Annotated in this window: 21 protein-coding genes; 13 read left to right on the forward strand and 8 right to left on the reverse strand. The window is 71.4% G+C overall.

Going from position 1 to position 23,053, the window contains the following annotated elements; translation table 11 throughout:
- Positions 1-134: 134 nt before the first annotated feature.
- The 6 genes from ABZ454_RS35955 to ABZ454_RS35980 form a co-directional block, all read right to left on the reverse strand.
- Complete coding sequence (locus tag ABZ454_RS35955; RefSeq protein ID WP_359543744.1) at positions 135-1,121, reverse strand: serine hydrolase domain-containing protein; 987 nt, start codon at positions 1,119-1,121, stop codon at positions 135-137.
- 68 nt (positions 1,122-1,189) lie between these two features.
- Positions 1,190-2,113 carry a hypothetical protein gene (locus tag ABZ454_RS35960; RefSeq protein ID WP_359543711.1) on the reverse strand — a complete coding sequence of 308 codons (924 nt, stop codon included), beginning with the start codon at positions 2,111-2,113 and terminating at the stop codon, positions 1,190-1,192.
- 43 nt (positions 2,114-2,156) lie between these two features.
- Positions 2,157-3,203 (reverse strand): hypothetical protein, encoded by a 1,047-nt coding sequence (locus tag ABZ454_RS35965; RefSeq protein ID WP_359543712.1) that lies wholly within the window; start codon positions 3,201-3,203, stop codon positions 2,157-2,159.
- Positions 3,200-3,907, reverse strand: a complete 708-nt coding sequence (locus ABZ454_RS35970; protein WP_359543713.1) for a hypothetical protein — start codon at positions 3,905-3,907, stop codon at positions 3,200-3,202. The genes ABZ454_RS35965 and ABZ454_RS35970 overlap by 4 nt, the downstream gene beginning before the upstream one ends.
- 10 nt (positions 3,908-3,917) lie before the next feature.
- On the reverse strand, positions 3,918-4,094 hold the full coding sequence (locus ABZ454_RS35975) for a hypothetical protein (protein WP_187285003.1): 177 nt from the start codon (positions 4,092-4,094) through the stop codon (positions 3,918-3,920).
- 419 nt (positions 4,095-4,513) lie between these two features.
- The gene (locus tag ABZ454_RS35980; protein WP_359543714.1) at positions 4,514-5,581 is read right to left on the reverse strand and encodes a glycoside hydrolase family 11 protein; all 1,068 of its coding nucleotides are present in this window, start codon (positions 5,579-5,581) and stop codon (positions 4,514-4,516) included.
- Positions 5,582-7,429: 1,848 nt separating this feature from the next.
- On the opposite strand from ABZ454_RS35980, the gene ABZ454_RS35985 reads away from it, so the two are divergent.
- Genes ABZ454_RS35985 through ABZ454_RS35995 form a run of 3 tightly spaced genes read left to right on the forward strand, consistent with a single transcriptional unit; the run spans position 7,430 to position 10,229 of the window.
- Positions 7,430-8,725, forward strand: a complete 1,296-nt coding sequence (locus ABZ454_RS35985) for an alpha/beta fold hydrolase (protein ID WP_356317126.1) — start codon at positions 7,430-7,432, stop codon at positions 8,723-8,725.
- Positions 8,726-8,738: 13 nt separating this feature from the next.
- Complete coding sequence (locus ABZ454_RS35990; RefSeq protein ID WP_359543715.1) at positions 8,739-9,401, forward strand: MBL fold metallo-hydrolase; 663 nt, start codon at positions 8,739-8,741, stop codon at positions 9,399-9,401.
- Positions 9,402-9,449: 48 nt separating this feature from the next.
- Positions 9,450-10,229, forward strand: a complete 780-nt coding sequence (locus ABZ454_RS35995) for an exodeoxyribonuclease III (RefSeq protein ID WP_359543716.1) — start codon at positions 9,450-9,452, stop codon at positions 10,227-10,229.
- Positions 10,230-10,245: 16 nt separating this feature from the next.
- On the opposite strand, the gene ABZ454_RS36000 is transcribed toward ABZ454_RS35995, so the two are convergent.
- Entirely contained in the window at positions 10,246-11,418 is a 1,173-nt protein-coding gene (locus tag ABZ454_RS36000) for a Cmx/CmrA family chloramphenicol efflux MFS transporter (protein WP_359543717.1), read from the reverse strand.
- Positions 11,419-11,870: 452 nt separating this feature from the next.
- Between ABZ454_RS36000 and ABZ454_RS36005 the strand changes: the two genes are divergently transcribed.
- The 5 genes from ABZ454_RS36005 (at position 11,871) to ABZ454_RS36025 (ending at position 15,645) form a co-directional block, all read left to right on the forward strand.
- Entirely contained in the window at positions 11,871-12,311 is a 441-nt protein-coding gene (locus ABZ454_RS36005) for a DUF6278 family protein (protein WP_356317134.1), read from the forward strand.
- A gap of 133 nt (positions 12,312-12,444) precedes the next feature.
- A complete protein-coding gene (locus ABZ454_RS36010; protein WP_359543718.1) occupies positions 12,445-13,188 on the forward strand; it encodes an amino acid ABC transporter ATP-binding protein in 744 nt (247 codons plus the stop codon).
- Positions 13,189-13,202: 14 nt separating this feature from the next.
- Positions 13,203-14,114: a glutamate ABC transporter substrate-binding protein gene (locus ABZ454_RS36015; protein ID WP_356317138.1), complete on the forward strand. Its 912-nt coding sequence runs from the start codon at positions 13,203-13,205 to the stop codon at positions 14,112-14,114.
- A gap of 17 nt (positions 14,115-14,131) precedes the next feature.
- A complete protein-coding gene (locus ABZ454_RS36020; RefSeq protein ID WP_359543719.1) occupies positions 14,132-14,776 on the forward strand; it encodes an amino acid ABC transporter permease in 645 nt (214 codons plus the stop codon).
- Complete coding sequence (locus ABZ454_RS36025; RefSeq protein ID WP_359543720.1) at positions 14,773-15,645, forward strand: amino acid ABC transporter permease; 873 nt, start codon at positions 14,773-14,775, stop codon at positions 15,643-15,645. The genes ABZ454_RS36020 and ABZ454_RS36025 overlap by 4 nt, the downstream gene beginning before the upstream one ends.
- 146 nt (positions 15,646-15,791) lie before the next feature.
- Here ABZ454_RS36025 and ABZ454_RS36030 read toward each other — a convergent pair whose 3' ends face one another.
- A complete protein-coding gene (locus tag ABZ454_RS36030) occupies positions 15,792-17,015 on the reverse strand; it encodes an Ig-like domain-containing protein (RefSeq protein WP_356317234.1) in 1,224 nt (407 codons plus the stop codon).
- A gap of 241 nt (positions 17,016-17,256) precedes the next feature.
- Here ABZ454_RS36030 and ABZ454_RS36035 point away from each other — a divergent pair, with 241 nt between their 5' ends.
- The 5 genes from ABZ454_RS36035 to ABZ454_RS36055 are packed head-to-tail and all read left to right on the forward strand — an operon-like array spanning position 17,257 to position 22,814.
- On the forward strand, positions 17,257-18,420 hold the full coding sequence (locus ABZ454_RS36035; protein ID WP_359543721.1) for a peptidoglycan bridge formation glycyltransferase FemA/FemB family protein: 1,164 nt from the start codon (positions 17,257-17,259) through the stop codon (positions 18,418-18,420).
- Positions 18,417-20,108: a murein biosynthesis integral membrane protein MurJ gene (murJ, locus tag ABZ454_RS36040; RefSeq protein WP_359543722.1), complete on the forward strand. Its 1,692-nt coding sequence runs from the start codon at positions 18,417-18,419 to the stop codon at positions 20,106-20,108. Before ABZ454_RS36035 ends, murJ begins: the two co-directional genes overlap by 4 nt.
- Before the next feature lie 59 nt (positions 20,109-20,167).
- Entirely contained in the window at positions 20,168-20,851 is a 684-nt protein-coding gene (locus tag ABZ454_RS36045) for a response regulator transcription factor (RefSeq protein WP_359543723.1), read from the forward strand.
- Positions 20,848-22,284: a HAMP domain-containing sensor histidine kinase gene (locus ABZ454_RS36050; RefSeq protein WP_359543724.1), complete on the forward strand. Its 1,437-nt coding sequence runs from the start codon at positions 20,848-20,850 to the stop codon at positions 22,282-22,284. The genes ABZ454_RS36045 and ABZ454_RS36050 overlap by 4 nt, the downstream gene beginning before the upstream one ends.
- On the forward strand, positions 22,281-22,814 hold the full coding sequence (locus ABZ454_RS36055; RefSeq protein ID WP_359543725.1) for a hypothetical protein: 534 nt from the start codon (positions 22,281-22,283) through the stop codon (positions 22,812-22,814). The genes ABZ454_RS36050 and ABZ454_RS36055 overlap by 4 nt, the downstream gene beginning before the upstream one ends.
- Positions 22,815-23,053: the final 239 nt, after the last annotated feature.

Here is a 23,053-nt window from a genome sequence, read left to right on the forward strand (position 1 = left end):
GCGGAGGGTGTGCTCCCCGCCCCCCCCCCCCCTCGGTCCGTTGCGGTGGGTCTTCCGATCTGCGGCCGCTCCCCGCCCACGTCCGTGTCCGGCACCCGCCCCGACCGCCGGCGCTCCGGTCCGGATCCGTACGGTCAGAGCTTCTCCAGCAGCAGCTCGTGCATCGTCGCGATGAACGGGTCCGTCCGGTGCACCCGCCGGGTGCACATCGCCGCCACCGCGGTACCGGTGTCCGGGCGGAAGCCGAGGAACATCTGCTGTCCGAGCGTGGCTCCCGCGTGGAAGCAGACCGGCCCGCGCGGTGACGGATGGCGGAACCAGGTGAGCGTGTGCGTATGGGCGTGCCGCAGTCCGCGCCGCAGCACCGGACGCCGTACGTCCGCGAACGCGGCGGCCAGCGGGCGCGTGGGCGCGGCGGTCGCCGGAAGGTGCGCCTCCAGGAACGTGAGCAGGTCGGGGGGCGTCGCCCGGACCGCTCCGGCGGCGTCGAAGCCGCCGGTGTCCAGCGCGGGCAGGGGTGCCCCGTCGCGCCGGTGCCCCACGGCGTCGCCGGCCGGCGGGCCCGGGCGCAGCCGCGTGCCGTGCAGGCCGAGCGGGTCCAGCACCTCCTGCCGCAGCAGCGTTTCCCAGGGCGTGCCGGTGGCGGCGGTCAGGGTGTGGCCGAGCACGGACACCGCGAAGTTGGAGTAGCGCCAGCGGGTGCCCGGCCGGTGGCGCGGGCGGGCACGGAGGAAGGCGCGGACGACGCGGTCGGCCGGGTAGTGGCTGTACGGGGCGGTCGACCACCGGGGCAGCGCCTGCGGGTAGAAATCGGCCGGCAGCGCGGGGAGGCCCGAGGTGTGCGTGATCAGATGGCGCAGGGTGACGGCGCGCAGGGAGGGGTGCACCGGGTGGCCGGGGGCCAGCAGTCCGGCCGCCGAGTCCTCGTACCGCAGGCGGCCCGCCGCGACGAGCGCGGCCAGGAGCAGCCCGGTGAAGGGCTTGGACGCGGAACCGAGCTCGTAACGGGGCGCCTCGTCCGGCCGCACGCCCCCGGCGAGCTGGTAGGTGCGCCGGGCCCGGTGGCTGAGCGCGATCACGAGGCCGGGTGCGCCGATGGTCCGGGCTGCCTCGGCCAGCAGCCGGGCCCTCTCGCCGTCGCCCTGGGACGGATGGCCGGCCGAGGTCCGCCGGACCTCCTGCGGGGCCGTCACGCGGGGGCCGGGGCGGCGAGGTCCGACAGCGCCCGGGACAGGGCGAGCGCCGAGGCGAACGCCGCCACCAGCGTGGGGTGGTAGACGAGGTCGAAGACGGACTCCTCGTCGCCCTCCGGCATGCCGCCCATCACCGGCATCGCGCCGTCCGGCTGCTGGGCCCCGGCGAATCCCTCCCAGGCCGCCGCGTCCAGGGTCGGTTCCGGGAGGCAGGCGTCGACGACGAGCAGTTCGCCGAGCAGGTCCCAGCGCCCGAGGTCGAGCCAGTCGTCGAGCCACACCGGCAGCCAGAGGGCGAGGTAGTCCGCCAGCTCGGCAGGCAGCCCGGCCGGGTCGGCGCCCCAGTCGGTCAGATGGAAGACCGTGTGGGTGATGTCGTAGCCGATGTTCCCCTCGACCGTCCAGGGCTCGGGCCGCCGGGACAGCCAGGTGCGCCGGTACGCCTCGTCGAGCGGCATGCTCGGCTCCAGCCCGAAGCGACGCTCCATGGCGCTGAGCCCGAGCCGGCGCACCGGGACGACCTCCAGCGCGCCCCAGCTGCCCAGCCGGTGGTTCAGCCGGACCGCCGCCTCCAGGGACGGCTCGCGGAACCCCAGTTCCCGGAACGGGACGTAGACCTCCATCGGTACGGGACAGAGAGGTTCCCGCCGCTGGCCGTCGAGCAGGCGGCTCCCCGAGCCCAGCAGTTCGTGCCAGGCGTGTTCGAGGAGCTTGTGCGCCAGGTCGGCCTGCCGGGATCCGGCGACCCCTTCCCGGAAGATGACCTTGCTGATGAGCGCCAGTTCACCGAGCGGCTTGAACCGGTCCAGGACCCCCACCTCGGGAGGCGGGTCGTCGTCCAGCCGGAACCCTGCCCGGTGCTCGTACAGCCACCCCAGGGCCCGCGCGCCCACGTCATGGATCTGCTGCATGCCGCTCATGCGGCGACTCCCTTCGTACAGCTGCTGCGGAGGCCGGTGCGGCTCATACGGCGGCCCCGGTGGCGGCGGTGTCCGCCCGGTGGGTGGTGAGCCGCTCGAGGGACAGCGCGGCGGCGAACGCGGTCACCAGGGTGGAGTGGTAGCAGGCGAGGAAGGGGTACGGGTCCGGCTCCGGGCCCGCGCCGTCCGGTCCGACGGTCTGCGGCGGGTCGTCCCCGTGCGGCGTCCGCGCCGGGGAGACGGTGGGCCCCGTCTCCGGTACGGCTCCGCCAGGGGCCTGCGCGGTGGCGAGCGCCGGCCAGGCCGCGTCCAGCAGGTCCGTGGGCGGCGGCCCCGGCAGGGCCGCGGCGACCGCGAGGAGTTCGCCGGTCAGGTCCCACTGCCGGCTCTCCAGACAGCCGTCGATCCAGGGCGGCAGCCAGGCCCGCAGATAGGCGTCGATGTCGGCGGGCATGCGCTCGGGGACACAGCACCAGTCCGTGATGTGGAAGACGGTGTGGGTCAGCGCGTAGCCGGAAGGCCCCTCGAACATCCAGGGTTCGGACAGCCCGCCGAGCCAGGTGCGCGCGAGGACCTCACCGGCCTCGGCGTGCGGGGCGGCGCCGACCCTGCGCTCCGAGTTGATGAGGCCCAGCTCCCGGTTGGCCTGCTGCTCGGTGTGGGCCCAGCCCCTGGTCGAGGAGAGCGTTCCGGCCAGCCGCTCGAAGCCCTCGCTGCGCAGTCCGTGTCCGGCGAAGGCGGCGTAGATCTCGTACGGGTACGCGGCGAAGGGCTCGCCGCGCAGCAGCTCCAGCAGCAGGTCGCCCGCGTGCACCTGGTCCCACGCGAACTTGATGAGGTCCCCGGCCGTCCCGTGTTCCGGAGTGCCCGGGGCGGTGCTGCGGCGGATCGTGGTGCAGAGCTGGGCCAGTTCACCGAGGGGCTTGAGGGTGCGGTTGACCTCGGTGTGCGGCTCCAGGACGTCCGCGGGGAGCACGAAGCCCGAACGGTGGGCGTCGGCCCAGCCGAGCGCCCCGCGCAGCACGGCGGGCAGGACGGACAGCGCCGCGCCCGTCGTACCGCCGGGGGCGGTGGCCACCGATGCCGTCACCGCGCCCGCCCCTCGGCCATCAGCCGGGCTGCCCGTACGTGCAGCGTGACCCGGGGGTCCGCGCCACCCATGAGCTCGACGAAGTCGAGTCCGCGCTCCAGGCCCAGGCTGTCGGGCCGGCCGTCCAGCGCGGCCAGCCAGCGGCCGGCTCCCGCCGCCTGCAGCCAGTCGCGCCGCCGTACCGCGCGGACGAACCCCCGGGACAGGTCGACGACCCGGTGGGCGGCGGCCCGGTGCACCGCCGACGAGGCGGCGGGGACGGCGAGCGGGGCGAGCACGGAGAGCTGATGCGTGAAGGCCTGCCAGGGGGCCCCTTCGAGCCATGCCGCATTCGGCTCGTCGGTGCCGGGCCCGGCAGCCGGTGAGCCGGGGGCCGGCGCCGTCCGGTGCAGGGCGGACATCATGCCCCAGTGGCTCCAGACCGCGGCGTCGGACGCCTCGGGCCGGGGTGGGAACTCCCGCACGGCACGGTGGAGTACGGCGATGTCTCCGGGGTGCGGATGGCGCCCGTACAGCACACTGGGCAGAAGCAGATCGGCTCCGATGACGCGTACCGCGGCGATTCCCGTCCGGTTGTCCTCGTCGATTCCGGCCGCGCCGCAAACCGTGGCGAGGTGGTCCTCGCTCCGAAGAGCGAGGACCACCTCTGTTGCCAGGTCATGCACGGCACCCGCGAGGGGGGACGAAGCATGTGACTGGTCCATGTGCTGCCGACTAGCCCTTCTTCGGGCGGGGGGTCGGCGGGGAGAGCAGCAGCGCGGAGCCGCCTCCGAGGAGGGCGAGGTACGCGCACTCGCGGGAGTCGCGGTAGAAGCCTTCGGCCTCGCCCGGGTTGAGCGCCTCGTCGAGGTCGAGCTCGATGTCGGTGGCAGTGGATTCGGTGGTGTACATGGGTGTTGCCCCGTCCTGTTGAGAAGTGGGGTTGCCGTACGTTCCGAGTGGAATGCATGGCATGCGAAGCCGCAATCCAGATGGGCCGGACAGGGAGTTTTGCCATTCAATTGAATGCGCAATTCATGGAGTTCAGGAAGGCGCTGACCTGCGGGAATGCGGGTACCGATGTCCGAACGGGGGTAGTGCGCCGGGCGCATCCAGCATGCCGGGGCGCGCATCCGGGCGATCGATCGTCGCGCGTTCGGGGGTCGTTCGCGGGTGGATGCGCCACCACGGTTGCCGGGTTGTGAACGGCTTCCCGCGCCCGGCGGCGGGCCCGGGCGGCGCACCAAGCCCCGGCCCCGGGACAGGCAACGGCGCGGTGCCGGTCGGGGCACCGCGCCGGAGCGTGTGGGTACGCGGGACGCCGGGGCGGGTCAGCCCACGCCGCAGCTGCCGACGGTCGGGCTGGGGCTGCTGGGTCCGCTGGCCGTGAACCCGAAGGTCGCCGACTGCCCCGCGCCCAGAACGCGGTTGTGACTGACCGGGGTCACGGTCAGCACGTTCCCGTTCCGGGTCGAGGTGCCGTTCCAGAGCGAGGTGACCGTCTGGCCGCCGGCGAGCGTCACCGGGACCTTCCAGTCCGTGACACCGTTGCTGCCCGCCTTGATGGTCACCTCACCGTTGAAGCCGTTGGTCCACGAGCTGGTGGTGCGGTAGGTGGCGCTGCAGGCGCCCGTGCCCGGAGGAGGAGTGGTGCTCCCGCCCGGAGGCGGAGTGGTGGGCGTGGTCCCGACGCCTCCCAGGCTGACGCTGGAGCTGCCGGTGCTCTGGTAGCCCTCCGTGGCCATGATCATGTAGTAGTTGAACGCCCCCATCGGCATCCCGGCGGCTTGCCAGGCGTCGAAGTGGGCGCCGGTGTTGATGGTGCCGCTGCTGCGCTTGCTCTGCCGGATGCTCCAGTACTGCTGGAAGGTCTTGGTGCCTTCCACGGAGGGCTGGTTGGTCCGGGTGGACTCGTAGATGTCGTACGTACCGCCGCCGTCCGTGACCGTGCCACGCCGCGTGCCGGCGGAGCCGGGGTTGTACGGGCCGAAGTTCTCCACGATGTAGTACTCGACCAGCGGGTTGGCGGTCCACCCGTACAGCGCCAGGTAGCCGTTGCTGCCCGGGTTGAACGAGCCGGAGTAAGTGACCTCCCGGCGGCCGCCGTTGCTCCAGCCGAGACCGCCGACCCAGTTGTTGGTGCCGCTCCACTGGCTGCTGTACGAGCCGGCCGTGTCCGACAGCGTCATGCTGACGGTGCCCGGGGTGTCCGTCCAGAACGAGTAGTAGTAGCCGTTGAGCGTACCGGTCGCGTTGCTGGTGAGGACCGTCGCGGCGCGCGCCGTGCCGGGCAGCAGCAGCCCCGCCGTCCCGGCCGCCACCAGCGCCCCGGCACCGCCGAAGACGAGTTTCCTGCGGCTGATCTGACGTGGTTCGGAGTGGGGGGCAGTGTCGCTCATGCGTTGTTTCCTCCTCGCGAATAGCGCGGTCAATGACCAAAAGAGACGCCGAGCGCACGTCGGCGTTCATCGATGAGGTGACACAGCCCGGTCGTGCACATCCGTGGCACGGCCGGGGAGCGACACAACAGTCGGGCCTGGCACAGGAGTTGTCAACGGTTTACGTAACCTTTCCGAAACTCGGGCGTCACTTCGGATTACCTCTTCGCTGGTCAGCGCGGGTTCGGGGGAGGAAGTGAGAATGGGAGGCCGGGATGCCATCGATACGACGACATCGAAACATTCGGAATCTCGAAAACTTTCGATCCTCTTTCGGTGTGATGCGGGACGGCAGCTCGTGCACGGAGGTGGCGGCCGTGGCGGCTGAGGGATTCCGGGCATGTCGGGGCAGTGGTCGTGCGGGGCGGCACATGCTGGGTCCGCCGCGAGATCTCCGACAGAATCAGGAGGAGAGCAGCCGGTGCGGCTCACTCACGGGACGCCGTACCCCAACAGATCCGGGCCGGTATGTTGCCGCCCCACCGGAATGCGCGGTGGAATCCCGGATGGTGCCCACGCGAACTCGAAGTATCCGGATCGAGATCAAAGCACTGGCGCGTCTAGCCGTGCAAGAGAATGGTGAACTGAGCGCTTCCGGGCATCTCGTTCACGGGGGAGCCGGCATCCGGACGCCTCTCACCGAAATTCAATCCCGTGCGCGCGACTAGATCAAGGCCTTCGTCAAGCTGCCCGTCGTCCACAGACCCCATTATTCGGTCGAGAATGCTCATCTGAAGCAGCGCACCGTGAGCTACCAGGGGGTGTACGAACAGGCGTGCCTGCATGTTCCAGCATGGTTGCAGCACGTCCGTGACGTCAGTACGCGCTGCGAGGAATGCCGGGTCACACGCGAGCGTCCGTTGCATATGTTCATCATCGACATTCACACGGCACGTGTGCAGCTCCGTCTGACGCAACGTGCTCCGTAGTGCCCTGCTGATCCACGACTCCTCGCTCCTTGAGGTGCTGATAACCCTTTTCGAGCGCATCTGGACTTCAAGCGCGCCCCTGGCTGGGGTCGGTCCACACATCTTTTGCAGGGGTGGGGTGTTGTGGGGCTGTGTCGTTGGGGGTGGAGCGATTGCACAGTGCTCAGACCTGTGCGTACTGTCAGCCGATCGCGACTGCCAGGTGACCGCACGGGCGGCCGACGCGTCGATGAGGGCGAGTTGACCGGGGTTGGCCCTCCGGGTCCGGGCCAGTTCCACGAAACGGCGCAGGTCCGCGCGGACGGTGGCCGAGTCGCTGCGCGTGATCACGGGCAGCGTCGCCTCGATGATCAGACGGGAATGATTGCGGTGCGGGGGTGACCGGTAGGGGTTCAGGCCGGCACCGTCTCTTGCGACGGCCGGGTGATGCGCTGGAGGGCGCACAAGGCATGAGCAGGGGGCGACCGGGGCGGCCGGGGACCGAGCGTCCCGGATCCTGCCGGGGTCGGGTGCGCGCGGCGCAGTGGGTGAACACGACGCGGCGAAGGCCGGCGTTGACTGCCGGCCGCCACGCGTGAGCCGGCGCGGCCCGGCCGCCGAGCACGCCGCGTACCGGGCGCCGGCGGTGGCCGGCTACGAGGCGAACGGCGGCAGCCCAGGCTGCGGCGGGTCCGTCCTTACGGCGCGCGCGAGCCGTCTCACCTGCTCGGCGAACAACGGAGTACCTGATCACCTTCTCGCCCGCTGGGCCGGGCGCGCCGATGTGCGCACCGTCGTCCGGCGAATACGTGAAGCCGGATGTGGAGGTTCTTCGGCCGGTGGCGGAGTTGTGGGGAGGTCCGGCGAGTGACTCCGCCCCCGTTTCCGCGGCGGATGCGAGATGTGGGAGCGTGAGTGGGTGAGTGACGAGAACGTTAAGACCCTGCAATACCGCTTCGACGGGCCGGAAGACGCCCCGGTCCTCGTCATAGGCACTTCGCTCGGTGCTACATGGCACATGTGGGACCGGCAGATACCCGAGCTCACCCAGCACTGGAGAGTTTTCCGCTACGACCTCCCGGGACACGGCGGCGCGCCCGCGCACCCCGCCACCGCCGTCGGGGAGCTCGCCGACCGGCTGGTGACCACCCTGGACGGGCTCGGGGTGCGGCGTTTCGGCTACGCGGGCTGCTCCATCGGCGGCGCGATCGGCGCCGACCTCGCGCTGCGTCATCCGCAGAAGGTCGCCTCGCTGGCTCTGGTCGCCTCCTCGCCCCGGTTCGGCAGCGCCGACGAGTTCCGTCAGCGCGGGGTGATCGTCCGCACCAACGGGCTGGAGCCGATGGCCCGCACCGCGCCGGAGCGCTGGTTCACGCCGGGCTTCGCCGCCGCGCAGCCGGCCATCGTCGAATGGGCGGTCCAGATGGTCCGCGCCACCGATCCGGGCTGCTACATCGCCGCCTGCGAGGCCCTGGCCGCCTTCGACATCCGCGGTGAGCTCGGCCGGATCGGTGTTCCCACGCTCGTCCTGGTCGGCGCCGAGGACCAGGTCACCGGTCCCGGCGACGCCCGGACCCTGGTCGCGGGCATACCCGACGCGCGGCTCGCGGTCGTCCCGGGCGCCTCCCACCTGGCGCCGGTGGAGCAGCCGGGCGCCGTCACCGACCTCCTGCTCACCCACTTCTCCACGACCTGGCAGGACACCCAGGCAGCCATTCCCGTGCCCTCCTTCGTGCCCAGCCTCTCCGCCCCCGTGCTGCCCGTCGCGGAGCTCACCGCCGCCACCGCGCAGCCCGAGGCCGTCACCGGTGGGCGCCCCGATCCGTACGAGCCGGGCATGAAGATCCGCCGCGAGGTGCTCGGTGACGCCCATGTCGACCGGGTCATGGCCGCCGCCGACGACTTCACCGGCGACTTCCAGGAACTCGTCACCCGCTACGCCTGGGGCGAGGTCTGGGGCCGGGAGGGGCTGGACCGGCGCACCCGCAGCAGTGTCACCCTCACCGCTCTGGTCGCCTCCGGGCACCTGGAGGGCCTGGCCGCCCATGTCAGCGCCGCCCTGCGCAACGGCCTCACCCCCGCCGAGATCAGGGAAGTGCTGCTGCAGACCGCCGTGTACTGCGGGATTCCGGCCGCGAGCGCAGCCTTCACCATCGCCCGGTCAGTGATTCAGGCGGAAACGACGCCTCCGTCGTAGCAGGATGATCTGTATGAACGCCCAGAACCCCGAGCCGCTCGCGCTCACGCTGACCAAGCAGTCCCACTCCTGCATCCGTCTGGAGAAGGACGGGCGCACGCTCGTCATCGACCCGGGCGGGTTCTCGGAGCGGGACGCGGCGATCGGCGCGGAGGCGATCCTCGTGACGCACGAGCACCCCGACCACTTCGACGAGGAGCGGCTGCGGGCGGGCATGGAGGCCGATCCGGCCGCCGAGATCTGGACCCTGCGCAGCGTGGCCGACAAGCTCGCGGCGGCGTTCCCGGGCCGCGTCCACACCGTCGGGAACGGCGACACCTTCTCGGCCGCCGGGTTCGACGTCCAGGTGCACGGCGAGCTCCACGCGGTGATCCACCCGGATCTCCCGCGGGTCACGAACATCGGCTTCCTGGTGGACGGGTCCCTCTTCCACCCGGGCGACGCACTCACCCTCCCCGGGCGGCCGGTCGACACGCTGATGCTTCCGGTGATGGCGCCGTGGAACAAGATCTCCGAAGTCATCGAGTACGTCCGTGAGGTCAAGCCGCGCCGTGCCATCGACATCCACGACGCGCTGCTCACCGATCTGGCCCGCCCGATCTACGACACCCACCTCGGCAACCTCGGCGGCGCCGACCATGCCCGGCTGAGCCCGGGGGAGTCGGCCGGCCTGTGACGGGCGCCGTCCCGGCGACTGTCAGAGGGAGCCGATAGGTTTACGTACATGCGCATCGCCACCTGGAACGTCAATTCGATCACCGCCCGTCTGCCGAGGCTGCTGGCCTGGCTGGAGAGCACCGGCACGGACGTGCTGTGCGTCCAGGAGACCAAGTGCACGGCCGAGCAGTTCCCGGCCGAAGCGCTTCGCGAGCTCGGCTACGAGTCCGTGGTCAACGCCACGGGCCGGTGGAACGGGGTGGCGCTGATCTCCCGCGTCGGCCTGGACGACGTCGTGACGGGGCTGCCCGGCGGCCCCGCCTACGAGGGCGTGCAGGAGCCCCGGGCGATCAGCGCGACCTGCGGCCCGGTCCGCCTCTGGTCGGTCTACGTACCCAACGGCCGCGAGGTCGCGCACGAGCACTACGCGTACAAGCTGCGCTGGCTCGAGGCGCTGCAGGAGGCGGTCGTGGCGGACGCCGCGGGAGCGCGGCCGTTCGCCGTGCTCGGTGACTTCAACGTGGCCCCGACCGATGAGGACGTCTGGGATCCGGCCCTCTTCGAGGGGGCCACCCATGTCACCCCCGCCGAGCGGGCCGCCCTCGCCACCCTGCGCGCGGAGGGCCTCACCGACGTGATGCCCCGCCCCCTGAAGTACGACCGCCCGTACACCTTCTGGGACTACCGCGAGCTGCGCTTCCCGAAGAACAAGGGCATGCGCATCGACCTCGTCTACGGCAACGCCCCGTTCACCTCCTCCGTCAAGGACAGCTACGTGGACCGGGAGGAGCGCAAGGGCAAGGGCGCCTCCGACCACGCCCCGGTGGTCGTCGACCTCGACCTCTGAGCAGCAGGGGCCGTGCTCAGGCGTCCGTCTGCGGCGCCTGAGCCCGTACGCCCTCCAGCGCGGCCGCGGCGGTCCCGAGCGCCAGCACCATGAGCAGCGCGCTCACCCACAACGGCGACCGGAAGCCGTATCCCGCGCCGATCGCCAGTCCGCCGAGCCAGGGCCCGAGCGCACCGCCCACGTTGAACGCGGCAGTGGAGAACGCCCCGGCCAGGGTCGGAGCGCCGCTCGCCAGCCGGAACACGTGCGAGATCAGCGCGGTCCCCGTGCCGAACGCGAGCATGCCCTGGACGAGGACGAGCGCGACCACCGCCACGGGGCTGTCGGCGGCCGACGCGAACAGGGTCCAGCCGGTGGTCAGGGCCACCAGACCGGCCGCGGTCAGGGCGACGGGGCGGGAGCCGATGATCCGGCCGCAGACGGCGACCCCGATGAACGAGCCCACACCGAACAGGGCGAGCAGGACCGGCACCCAGGCGGCGCCGAGTCCCGTGACGTGCCGGGCGACCGGTTCGAGGTAGGAGAACGCGCAGAAGGTCGCTCCCTGCACCAGCGCGCTCGTCAGCAGGGTCAGCAGCAGCCGGGGCCCGGCCAGGGTCCGCAGTTCGGAGTGCGCGCTCGGCAGGGTGACGGCGGGCCGCCCCGCCGGAATCGTCGCCGCGATCACGCCGATCGCCACCAGGGTGACCACGGCCACGGCCCGGAACGCCGCACGCCACCCCCACTCACCCCCCAGCCACGCCCCGGCCGGCACCCCCGCCACACAGGCGACGGTGACACCGCCGACCACCACGGACGTGGCCCGCGCCCGGGCCCGTGCGGTCGGGCCGGCGAGGGCGAGCGCGGTGACCAGGGCGACGGCCCAGAACCCGGCATTGGCCACGGCCGCGACGACCCGTGTCGCCAGCAGCACCCCGTAACTGGAGGTGACCGCACCGATGACGTGCGCGGCCGCGAAGACGCAGAGGAAGGACAACAGGGCGCGCCGGCGCGGCCAGTTGCGGCCGAGGATCGCCATCGCGGGAGCGCCGAGGACCATGCCCACGGCGAACGCCGAGGTCAGCAGACCGGCGGCGGGGAGGGAGACGTGCAGATCGTCGGCGATACCCGACAGCAGACCGGACAGCATGAACTCGGAGGTGCCCTGGGCGAAGACGGCGAGCCCGAGAGCGTAGACGGAAAACGGCATGAACAACCCCATGGACGGCTGATGGACAGAACCGGTCGGGGATGCGGGCCGCGCCCGCTCGTGACGACGAGCGGCAACGCGGAGGAACGGCACAGCGACAGCGGAGCGGTGAGGTGCCGGGAAGAGCTTTGCCCGTACGCGAGGCCGGGCGCGACCCGTATCCGCATGGGTCCGGAGGGCGGCGGCGCGGCAGCGGTGACGACGAGCGGTCGTCCGGGCGCGGACGCGGGAAGCCACCGGGGACCGGTGGCTAGCGTCTGTCGGACTCGGGGCTGCTCATGGGAGGGCAACTTACCAGCATGGAGCGGACCGGAGGAGGCGGACCGGAGGAAGCGGGCCTGGGCGAACGCGGGCCTGGGTGAACGCGGGGCGTACACGTGGTGTTCAGCGCTCGAACGACAAGCCGCGCGCCCTGTGGTGCGGATCCCGGCCGGGATGGGATCCTGATCTGTATGAACATCCCTTTCTTGGACAACTGGCGTAAGCGTCACGACGGAACGCGGGGGGCGGGGCTCGCGGCCGCCGTCGAGGCCGATCCGGAAGGCGTGGCCGCGCTGCTCGCCGAATGTGAGCTGCTCCGCGTCCGGGTGGGGGAGCGAGGGCTCGAACTCGACGACAGCCCGGCCTCGTTGGCGGCGCTGGATCAGCTGCCGCCGCGCTGGCGCGACGATCCCGAGGAGCTGCCCTGGCTGGGCAACGACGCGGGGCTCTATCTGGGTACGGTCCTGGTGCGCAACGTCGCCGGTGCGCTCTGGCACATCTGGCCGAGTGGCCAGCCCGTCGTGCGGCTCGCTTCGGGGCGCGAGATCGACGTGGTCGAGGCCGGCCTGGACTGGGCGATGACGGGCAGCCCCGAGCTGTCACAGGTGTACTCGGAGTCGGCCGAGGGGTGACGCGCGGTCGCGTACGAGCCGCGACGAGATAAAAAGCCTTATGCACCATTTGCGCGTGTCGGGTGTGAAGTCCCTTTCCAGGGTGGATAGTTTGCGCTGACCTCGACATAGCGATAAGTGGGTAGGGCAGCGTATGGCCGTCGATCCGTTGATCGAGCTGCGTGACGTCAATAAGTTCTACGGAAAGTTGCACGTACTGCAGGACATCAATCTCACCGTCGGCCGCGGGGAGGTGGTAGTGGTCATCGGCCCCTCCGGCTCCGGGAAATCCACGCTCTGCCGGACCGTCAACCGCCTCGAGACGATCGAGTCGGGCCGCATCGCCATCGACGGCAGACCCCTCCCCGAGGAGGGCAAGGGCCTGGCGCAGCTCAGGGCCGAAGTCGGAATGGTCTTCCAGTCGTTCAATCTGTTCGCGCACAAGACCGTGCTGGCCAACGTCTCCCTGGCCCAGCTCAAGGTCCGCAAGCGGAAGAAGGACGAGGCCGACCGGCGGTCCCGGGAACTCCTGGAGCGCGTGGGGCTCGTCGACCAGGCCGACAAGTATCCGGCCCAGCTCTCCGGCGGCCAGCAGCAGCGCGTGGCCATCGCCCGCGCCCTCGCCATGGACCCGAAGGCGCTCCTGTTCGACGAGCCCACCTCGGCTCTCGACCCGGAGATGATCAACGAGGTGCTGGAGGTGATGCAGCAGCTCGCCCGCGAGGGCATGACCATGGTCGTCGTCACCCATGAGATGGGTTTCGCCCGCTCCGCGGCCAACCGCGTCGTCTTCATGGCGGACGGCCGCATCATCGAGGACCGCACCCCGGAGGACTTCTTCACCGCCCCGGAGAGCGACCGCGCCAAGGACTTCCTGTCCAAGATCCTCAAGCACTGACGGGAGGCCCTGTGTTGCGTACGAGAAAAGTACTGGCCGCCTGTGCCGGCCTCCTGCTGGCCGTCCTCGCCGCGGGCTGCGGCAAGGACGGCAGCCCGCCGGTGAAGGGGCCGCAGGCCGAGGCGTTGCCGGTCTACAAGGTCGACACCTCCTTCAGCCTGCCGGACTCCCGGACGTGGACCAGCGCGAAGAAGCGCGGATATCTGCGGGTGGGCGCCAAGGAGGACCAGCCCTACCTGGGCGAGAAGGACCCGGCCACGGGCATCTACTCCGGTTTCGACATCGAGATCGCCCGCATGATGGCGGCCTCGCTGGGCTTCGACCCGGACACGATCCGGTTCAAGACGATCGCCTCCGCCAACCGCGAGACCGCCCTGCAGAACGGGCAGATCGACTACTACGTCGGCACCTACACCATCAACGACATGCGCAAGAAGCTCGTCGGGTTCGCCGGCCCGTACTTCATGGCCGGCCAGGGGCTGCTGGTCCGCACCGACGAGGACGACATCCACGGCCCGCAGGACCTGGCCGGCAAGACGGTCTGTTCAGCGGCCGGCTCCACCCCGTACCAGCGGATCGCCGCCGACTACCCGGAGGCGAAGCTGGTCGCCTACGACACGTACTCGATCTGCGTCGACAACCTGCTGACGTACCAGGTCGACGTCGTCACCACCGACGACGCGATCCTGCTGGGCTTCGCCGCGAAGGCGCCCGACGAGATGAAGGTCGTCGGCAAGCCCTTCTCGGAGGAGCCGTACGGCATCGGGGTCCCGCGCAGCGACAACGCGCTGCGGTTCGCGCTCAACGACGCACTGGAGGAGAACGAGAAGAACGGCAACTGGAAGAAGGCCTTCGAGGCGACGCTCGGGCTCTCCGGGGTGCCCGCGCCGAAACCGCCGCCCATCGACAACTACCCGGCGACCTGAGAGGACGGCCACGACACATGGACGTACTCACCGACAACTTCTCGCTCTACGGCAAGGGGTTCCTCGGGACCGTCGAGCTGACCTTCTACGCCTCGGTCCTGGCCATGGTCCTCGGTTTCGTCATGGCGTCCTTCCGGGTGGCGCCCGTCGGCTCGCTCCGGGTGATCGGCACGGTCTGGGTGACCGTGCTGCGCAACACCCCGCTGACCCTGCTCTTCTTCGCCGTACTGCTCGGCCTGCCGCGCTTCGGCCTGGTCCTGCCGTTCAACGTCTTCGCGGTCCTCGCCCTCGGCTGCTACACCTCCGCGTTCATCTGCGAGGTGCTCCGCTCCGGCATCAACACCGTGCCCACGGGGCAGGGAGAGGCGGCGCGGAGCCTCGGCATGACGTTCGGCCAGACGCTCGGCAACGTGGTGCTTCCGCAGGCCTTCCGCTCGGTGATCCCGCCGATCGGCTCGACGCTCATCGCACTCGCCAAGAACTCGGCGATCGCCGGGGCGTTCAGCGTCACCGAACTGCTCGGCACCTACAAGACCCTCAACGAACTGGGCTACAACATCATCTGGACCTTCGTCTGGATCGCCGTGGGATACCTGATCATCACTCTGACCATCAGCGCGATCTTCAACGTGCTGGAGAAGCGCTGGGGAGTCGCCCGATGACCGCCCACTCCGCCCCCGGTGCGACCGTGCTCTACGACATCCCGGGGCCGCAGACCCGCAAGCGGCACCGCATGTACGGGGTCGTCTCGACGATCCTCATCCTCGCCCTGGTCGGCTGGGTCGTCTACCTGCTCTTCGACACCGACCAGTTCACCAGCGCCAAGTGGACGCCCTTCGAGTACAAGGGCATTCAGGAACTGCTGCTGCGCGGGCTCGGCAACACCCTCAAGGCGTTCGCGTACGCCGCGGTGCTCTCGCTGGCGCTCGGGGCCGTTCTCGCGGTCGGGCGCCTGTCCGACCACCGGCCGGTGCGCTGGGTGGCGACCGTCCTCGTCGAGTTCTTCCGTGCCATGCCCGTGCTGGTGATGATCTTCTTCATCTTCGTCGCGCTGAAGGTGCAGCCGCTGCCGGCCCTGGTCGCCGGACTGACCCTGTACAACGGCTCGGTGCTCGCCGAGGTGTTCCGTACCGGCGTCAACTCGGTGGAGCGCGGCCAGGGGGAGGCGGCGTCCGCCCTGGGCATGCGCAAGACGCAGGTCACCACCTTCGTCCTGGCCCCGCAGGCGGTGCGCGCGATGCTCCCCACCATCATCAGCCAGCTGGTGGTGGCGCTGAAGGACACCTCGCTGGGATACCTGATCACCTACGAGGAGTTCCTCCACGCCGGGAAGCTCATCGCCTCCAACCTCGACTACGACCTCCCCTTCATCCCCGTGGTGATGGTGATCTCGCCGATCTACATCGGGATGTGCATGCTGCTCTCCTGGTTCGCCACCTGGGTGGCGAAGCGGGAGCGGCGCAACCCGAAGACGGAGGCGACGGGCGTCGGCCAGGCCCAGCCGGGGACGCTGATGCCGGGAGCGCGGTAGCCGGGACCCGCCGTGCGAGGCCCGGGGTCCCGGGCTGCGGCGCCCCCGTCCGGCAGCAGCCGGTGATCACTTCGCGTACACGGCACGGATGCCGGCAAGGGTCCGTGCCGGGCGGGGAGAAGGTCAGCTGTGTGCCGGCCGTGCCCTCAGCCGAGGGCGCTCCTGGTCCGCCAGTCGGCCCAGGAGACGTTCCACGCCCCGTAGCCGTTGCCCTCCGCGACCGTGCCCTTGGCGTCCGCGCCGGTGATCTCGAAGGGATCACCGACGCGGGCCTGGCGGTAGAGGGTGGCGGCGTCGGCGTCGCTCATCCCGACGCAGCCCGAGCTGTGGTTGGCCACCCCGAAGAACGCGGCGTTCCACGGCGCCGCGTGGGCGTACATGCCCGACCAGGTCAGCCGCATCGAGAAGTCGACCATCTTGTCGTACGCGTCCCCGAGGCCCACGGTCTCCGAGCGCATGTTGATGGTGCCCTCCTTCGCCATCAGGACGGCCGTGCCCCGCCAGGACGCCTTGTCGCCGCCCGGCGTGCCCGCGGACATGGGCACGTCCATGACCGTCCTGCCGTCCCGCTTCAGCGCCAGCCGGTGCCGGTCCAGGTCGACCTTGACCACCTGACTGCTTCCGACGGTGAACGTCGTCGCGTAGTCGCGTACGAACCAGCCGCCCGAGGGGCCCGAGTCGATACCGTCGAGATCGGCGTCGAGCGTGATGCGCGTGCCGGACTTCCAGTACTCCCTGGGCCGCCAGTCGACGCGGTCCCGGCCCGAGTAGTCCCGCAGCCAGCCCCAGGAGCCCTCGGTGTCGTTCGAGGTGGAGACCTTGAGCGCCTTCTCGACCGCCGCCTTGTTCTTCACCGGGTGGTCGAACACGATGGACAGCGGCTGGGCGATGCCGACCGTGGTGTTCTTGCCGGGGGCGAGGGTCAGCTTGTTCACCTTGCCGGCCGCCGCCGTGGTGAACCCGGCGGTGTCACTGCCGCCCCCGGTGTCCTTCGCCTCGACGCGGTACGTGGTGCCGGGCGCGGCCACCCGGTCCGACGTCCAGGTCCTGCCGTCGGGGGACAGCCGGCCGGTGAGGGCTTCGCCGCCGTCCGCCGAGACCGTGACGGCGCGCAGCTTCCCGGCGGCCAGCGTCACCGTCACCGGCCTGCCCGCGGCGGCCGCGGTGCCGCTGAGGTTCACCGAGATCCGGGTGTCCGCGGCCCGCGAGGGACCGGCGTCCCGCCCCCGGTCCGCGTCGTGACCCGAGGCCGCGGCGCCGCCGGAGCAGGCGGTGAGCGTGACGCCCAGGACCGCCGTGCCGGCGATCAGGGCGACCCGGGCGGGCCGGGCGGGCGACGCGGAACGAGGGCTGCGCCGGGCGGCGGATATGAAAAGGGCGGGGATCAACGGAAAAACCTCCTGGCCGTGCTCTGTCGTCGAGGAAGAGGCATTGACCGGAGCCTAAGTTCCGTAATTCCACGGAAAAGCGGGAATGCGGCGTGTGACAAGAAGCGCAGCGCAACGGTCATCGTCCGGTCACATCCGGCGCGCGGCCCGGTCACGGACCGCTGTGAGCATCCTGTGCAGCCCCGCAGAGACGCCGCGGGGCAGACGAGGGAGGGCCACGGACATGTCAGCGCTGCTCGCGACCGGAGACCGCAGCCGTGACCAAGAACTACGGATACGCGGCCTGACCGCCGCCGAGCACGGGGCGCACGTGGCCACGCACGCGGACGCGAGCTTTCTCCAGTACCCGTCCTGGGCCGAGGTGAAAGACCAGTGGACATCGGAAAGGGTCGGCTGGCTCGGTGACCACGGTGAATTGGCCGGCAGCGCGTTGATCCTCTACCGGCAATTCCCGGGCACGCGGAAATACTTCGCCTACATACCGGAAGGACCGGTGGCCGACTGGGCCGATCCCGGCATCGACCGCTGGCTGCGGCCGCTCATGGCCCATCTGCGCGGGGCGGGGGCCTTCGCCGTACGCATCGGGCCGTCCCCGGCCTACCGCCGCTGGGACACCGCCCGCCTCAAGGCCGCCACCGGCCCCGGCCGCACCGTCGGTGACGTACTGGCGAGCGAGGTCGACCCGCTCGGCGCGGCCGTGGCCGACCGGCTGCGGGCCCGCGGCTGGCGTCGCTGCGGTGGGGAGGGTGACGACGCCGACGCGCAGCCCCGGTACGTGTTCCGGGTGCCGCTCACCGGGCGGACCCCCGACGACCTGTGGGCGGGACTCAACCAGGAGTGGCGCCGCAACGTCCGCAAGGCGGGCAGGGCGGGGGTGCGCGTCGTCACCGGCAGCGCGGCCGAACTCCCCGAGTTCCACCGGCTGCTACGGATCACCGAGGAACGCGACGGCTTCCGCCTCGGCCGCTCCCTGGCCTACTACCAGCGCCAGTACGCCGTGCTCAACGCCGAACGGCCCGGCCGGATGAAGCTGTGCCTCGCGGTGCACGAGGGCGAGATACTCGCCGCCCACACGATGATCAGCACCGGGCGCCGGGTCTGGTACCAGACGGGCGCGTCCGCCGACCACCGCCGCGAGGTCCGCCCGAGCAACGCCCTGCAGTGGCAGATGCTGCTCGACGCCCAGGCCCAGGGCGCGGAGGTGTACGACATGCGCGGGGTATCCTCCACCCTCGATCCCGACGACCGCCCCTTCGGTTTGCTGCGCTGGAAGTTCGGCACCGGAGGGCAGGTCGTGGAGACCCTCGGAGAGTGGGAGACATCGGTGGGCGGAGCCGCCAACAAGACGCTGTACCGGGCGTTCCAGGCCTACTTGGCGCACCGGTGACGGCGGCGGACGCGACCACCGGTCCGGTCGCCACGCAGGAGCGCGGGCAGCGGAGTTCCGGCTCGGTGCTGCGCAGCGGCGCGGTCATGGCGGCCGGTTCCGTCGTCTCGCGGGCGACGGGGTTCATACGCTCGGCGGTCGTCGTCGCCGCGCTCGGCACCGGACTGCGGGCCGACGGCTACACGGTCGCCAACACCGTCCCCAACATCCTGTACATGCTGCTGATCGGCGGCGCCCTCAACGCCGTCTTCGTCCCCGAACTCGTCCGGGCCGCCCGCGAACACGCCGACGGCGGCGCCGCCTACACCGACCGGCTGCTCACCCTCTGCACCGCCGGGCTGCTCGCCCTCACCGCGCTCGCCGTCGTCGGCGCCCCGCTGATCATCTCGGTGTACGCGCCCACCTACGACGACGGCCAGGCCGAACTCACGATCGCCCTCGCCCGGTACTGCCTGCCCCAGATCCTCTTCTACGGGCTCTTCACCCTCCTCGGCCAGGTGCTCAACGCCCGCAACCGGTTCGGGGCCATGATGTGGACCCCCGTCCTCAACAACCTCGTGATCATCGCGGTGTTCGGGCTGTACCTCTGGACGGCCGCCGGCTCGGGCGGTGAACTGACCTCCGCGCAGGCGCGATGGCTCGGCTGGGGGACCACCGCCGGGATCGCCGTGCAGACACTCGCGCTGGTGCCCGCCCTGCGCGCCGCGAAGTTCCGCTGGCGGCCGCGGTTCGACTGGCGCGGCAGCGGACTCACCCGGCCGCTGCGGGCGGCCGGCTGGCTCGTCATGCTGGTGCTCACCAACCAGGCCGCCTACTGGGTGGTGACCCGGCTCTCCACCGCCACCGGCCAGCACGCTGCGGAGCAGCACGTCGCGGGCGGCGCCGGCTACACCGCGTACAGCTACGCCTTCCAGCTGTGGGTGGTGCCGCAGGGCATCGTGACCGTCAGCCTCGTCACCGCGCTGATGCCGCGGATGAGCAGGGCCGCCGCCGAGGGCGATCTGTCCGGGGTGCGGCGGGACGTCTCGTACGCGCTGCGGACGTCCGCCGCCGTCGTGATCCCGGCCGCCGCCGCCCTGTTCGCGCTCGCCCCGTGGGTGATGGGGTCGGTCTTCGGCTACGGACGGACCGGCCCCGCGGACATCACGGTGATGGCCGGCATGATGGCCGCCTTCGCGCCGGGGCTCATCGCCTACTCCGGACAGTACGTGCTCTCCCGCGGCTTCTACGCGATGAGTGACACCCGCACGCCCTTCCTGCTCAACCTGGTCATCGCCGCGCTCAACGCCGGGCTCTGCGTCGCCGCCTATCTGCTGCTGCCCGCGCGCTGGGCCGTGACGGGGATGGCGGGGGCGTACTCCGTGGCCCTGTTCGCGGGGTTCGCCGTCACCGCGTGCGTACTGCACCGCAGGCTCTTTGCATCCGGTGCCCGAAGGCCCTCGTTGCTGCGCTCGCCGGGGGTGGGGGCGCAGGCCCGGCTGGTGACCGCCTGCGTGCCGGCGGGGCTGCTGGCGTACGCGGCGGCCCGCGCCGTCGACACGGACGGCCGGGGACTCGGCGACTTCGCCGCGGCCGGGGCCGGAGTACTGGTCCTCTTCCTGGTGGTGGCCCTGCTGGCCCGCCCCCTGCGGCTGACCGAGGTCGGTACCGCGCTGAGCGCCGTCCGGCGCAAGTTGCGGCGTAACTGAGGCGGCACCGTTCGCGCACACTTCCGAATCCACTCCTTGATCGCTGGGATACTGACGCCATGCCTCGCGTGCTTCTGATCGAAGACGACCCCTCCGTACGGGAAGGGGTCGAGCTGGGGCTGCGCAGGCGCGGGCACGACATGCGGACCGTCGGCACGGGCGAGGCGGGGCTGGCCGCGCTGGACGAGTTCCGGCCCGAACTCGTCCTGCTCGACCTCATGCTGCCCGGAATGAACGGCGTCCAGGTCTGCCGCCGCATCCGGGAGACCAGCCAGCTGCCGATCATCATGCTCACCGCGCGCGGCGACGACTTCGACGTGGTCGTGGGACTGGAGGCGGGCGCGGACGACTACATCGTCAAGCCCGCCCGGACCGAGGTCATCGAGGCCAGGATCCGCGCGGTACTGCGCCGGCTCGCCGAACCCGCCGGGCGCAGCGGCGTCGAGACCCACGGCGCGCTCACGGTCGACCGCGTCGGCCTCACCGTCGCCAAGGCGGGGGAGCGGCTGCTGCTCGCCCCCTCCGAGCTCAAGCTGCTGCTGCATCTGTCGGCCTCGCCCGAACAGGTCTTCAGCCGGCAGCAGCTCCTCGAATACGTGTGGGAGCACAGCTACCACGGCGACGCCCGGCTGGTCGACGCCTGTGTGCGCAGGCTGCGGCAGAAGGTGGAGGACGTGGCGGGAAACCCCCGCTACATCCAGACCGTCCGTGGTTTCGGCTACCGCTTCGGGCCCCTCGGATGAAGCTGCCCGGCGCCCGGTTCGGCCTGCGCACCCGGCTCATCGCCGCCTTCCTCTTCGTCGCCGCGGTCAGCGCCGCCACCACCGCGGCGCTGACCTACCGCGAGGCCCGCTCGGCGATCCTGCAGCAGGCGCAGGACACCGCCGTCGCCCAGTTCCGGGACCGGGTCAGCGCACAGGGCGTCACCCTCCCGCTGGACCGGACCTGGCTGAGGGACATCTGTCTCTCGCTGGCCCGCGAGGGCAAAGCGCGTACCTGGACCGTCTTCGCCGAATACGGGGACCTGCGGGTCTCCTCCTCGGACCGGCCGACCTCCACCGTGGTCACGTCCTCGCTGCGCGCGGCGGCGCGCAACAACGGCCACGGCTCGTTCCAGCGTGTGGTCAAGGACGGCAAGCCCTGGCTGACCGTCGGCATGCCGACCTTCTTCGACCGCGGCGACGGACGCCAGCCCACCGGCCTCGTCCTCTACGCCGTCATGCCGTTGACCACCGAGGAGGCGAACGTCGCCGCCATGGTCACCGCCGCCCGCGACGGAGCCCTGCCCGCCCTGCTCATCGCCCTCGTCCCCGCGCTGCTCGCCGCGCGCAGCGTCCTTCGACCGGTTCGCGATCTGCGCCGCGCCGCCGCGGGCATCGGACGGGGCGAACTCGACACCCGGATCACCGTGCGCGGCTCCGACGAGATCGCCGAACTGGCCTGGACGTTCAACGAGTCGTCGACCAAGCTGCAGGAGTCGGTCGAGGAGCTCCGCCGGGCCGAGGAGCGGGCCCGGCGCTTCGCCTCGGACGTCTCGCACGAACTGCGCACCCCGCTCGCCGGCATGCTCGCCGTCACGGAGGTGCTCGACGAGGACGCCGCCGGGCTGCGCCCCGACACGGCGGCGGCCGTCCGGCTGATCAGCGCGGAGACCGGCAAGCTCGCCACGCTCGTCGAGGACCTGATGGAGATCTCCCGCTTCGACGCGGGGGCCGTCGATCTCCACAGCGACGAGGTCGACGTGGCCGAGACCATCCGCAAGACGCTCCAGGCCCGTCACTGGGACGACCGGGTACGCACCGAACTCCCCGACGGCGTGCGGGCGGCCCTCGACCCGCGCCGCTTCGACGTGGTCGTCGCCAACCTGGTCGGCAACGCCCTGCGACACGGCGCCGAGCCCGTCGTCGTACGGGTGCGGACCGGGCAGCGGGACGGGGCGGCCCGGCTGGTGACGGAGGTGGAGGACAGTGGCCCGGGCATCGACGCCGCCGTGCTCCCGCACATCTTCGACCGGTTCTTCAAGGCCGACGCGGCCCGCACCCGGTCGGCGGGGAGCGGGCTCGGTCTCGCGATCACCCGGGAGAACGTCCGGCTGCACGGTGGCACGGTCCACGCCGCGAACGGCCCGTCGGGCGGCGCTGTCTTCACCGTGGAACTGCCGCTGGAGGGGCGGTGAGGGGCGGGCGCGCGATCGGCGCTCTCCTGCCCGTGGTGCTGCTGGCGACCGGTTGCGGCATCCGGGCGACGGACGTCGTCGAGGCCGGCGAACCGGCGATCGTGGCGGTCGAGCCTCGGGGACAGCTCGGCACGGTGCTGTACTTCGTGTCCTCGTCGGCGGCGGCCCGGCTGATGCCGGTCGTGCGCCACACCGAGTACGGGCAGGAGGGCAGTGGCGCCGCCTCCGACGGGGAGAAGACGGGCGGTGGAGCGGTCAGAGCCCTCGACCTGCTCTTCGCCGGTCCCACCCGCATGGAGCGGGAGGCCGGACTGCGCTCCGAACTGCCCGAGACGCGGGTGAAGATGGGCATCGAGCTGAGTGCGCAGGGGGTTCGGGTCGAGGTCGACGTCCCCGTCACCCGGCTGTCCGAGCCGGCCCGCCAGCAGCTCTTCTGCACCGCCGCCCAGGCCCGGACCGCCGACCGGACCGAGGCCGTGACGGTGACCGGCACCGACGGCGTCATCGGACCGGCCCACTGCTCCCTCTGACCGCGTCGCCGCCCCGCCCTACCGGGCCGCGGGCGTGGTGGGCGGCGCCGTGACCGGCCGTCGGACCCGGTCGCGGTCCGCGCCCGCCTGCCTCCATCGGCGGGCCGCCGAACGGGCGTGCGCGATGTTTCATCCGTCGGCCGTCCGGCTATCTCTCCCGCGCGGAAAGGCAGCGGGCGCGAAGGTGCGAGCGCGCCCCGGAGCGTCTCCCCACGAGGTGCGTGGGGCGCGACGGTCGC

The sequence above is a fragment of the Streptomyces sp. NPDC005803 genome (assembly GCF_040630435.1).
Taxonomy (GTDB): domain Bacteria; phylum Actinomycetota; class Actinomycetes; order Streptomycetales; family Streptomycetaceae; genus Streptomyces.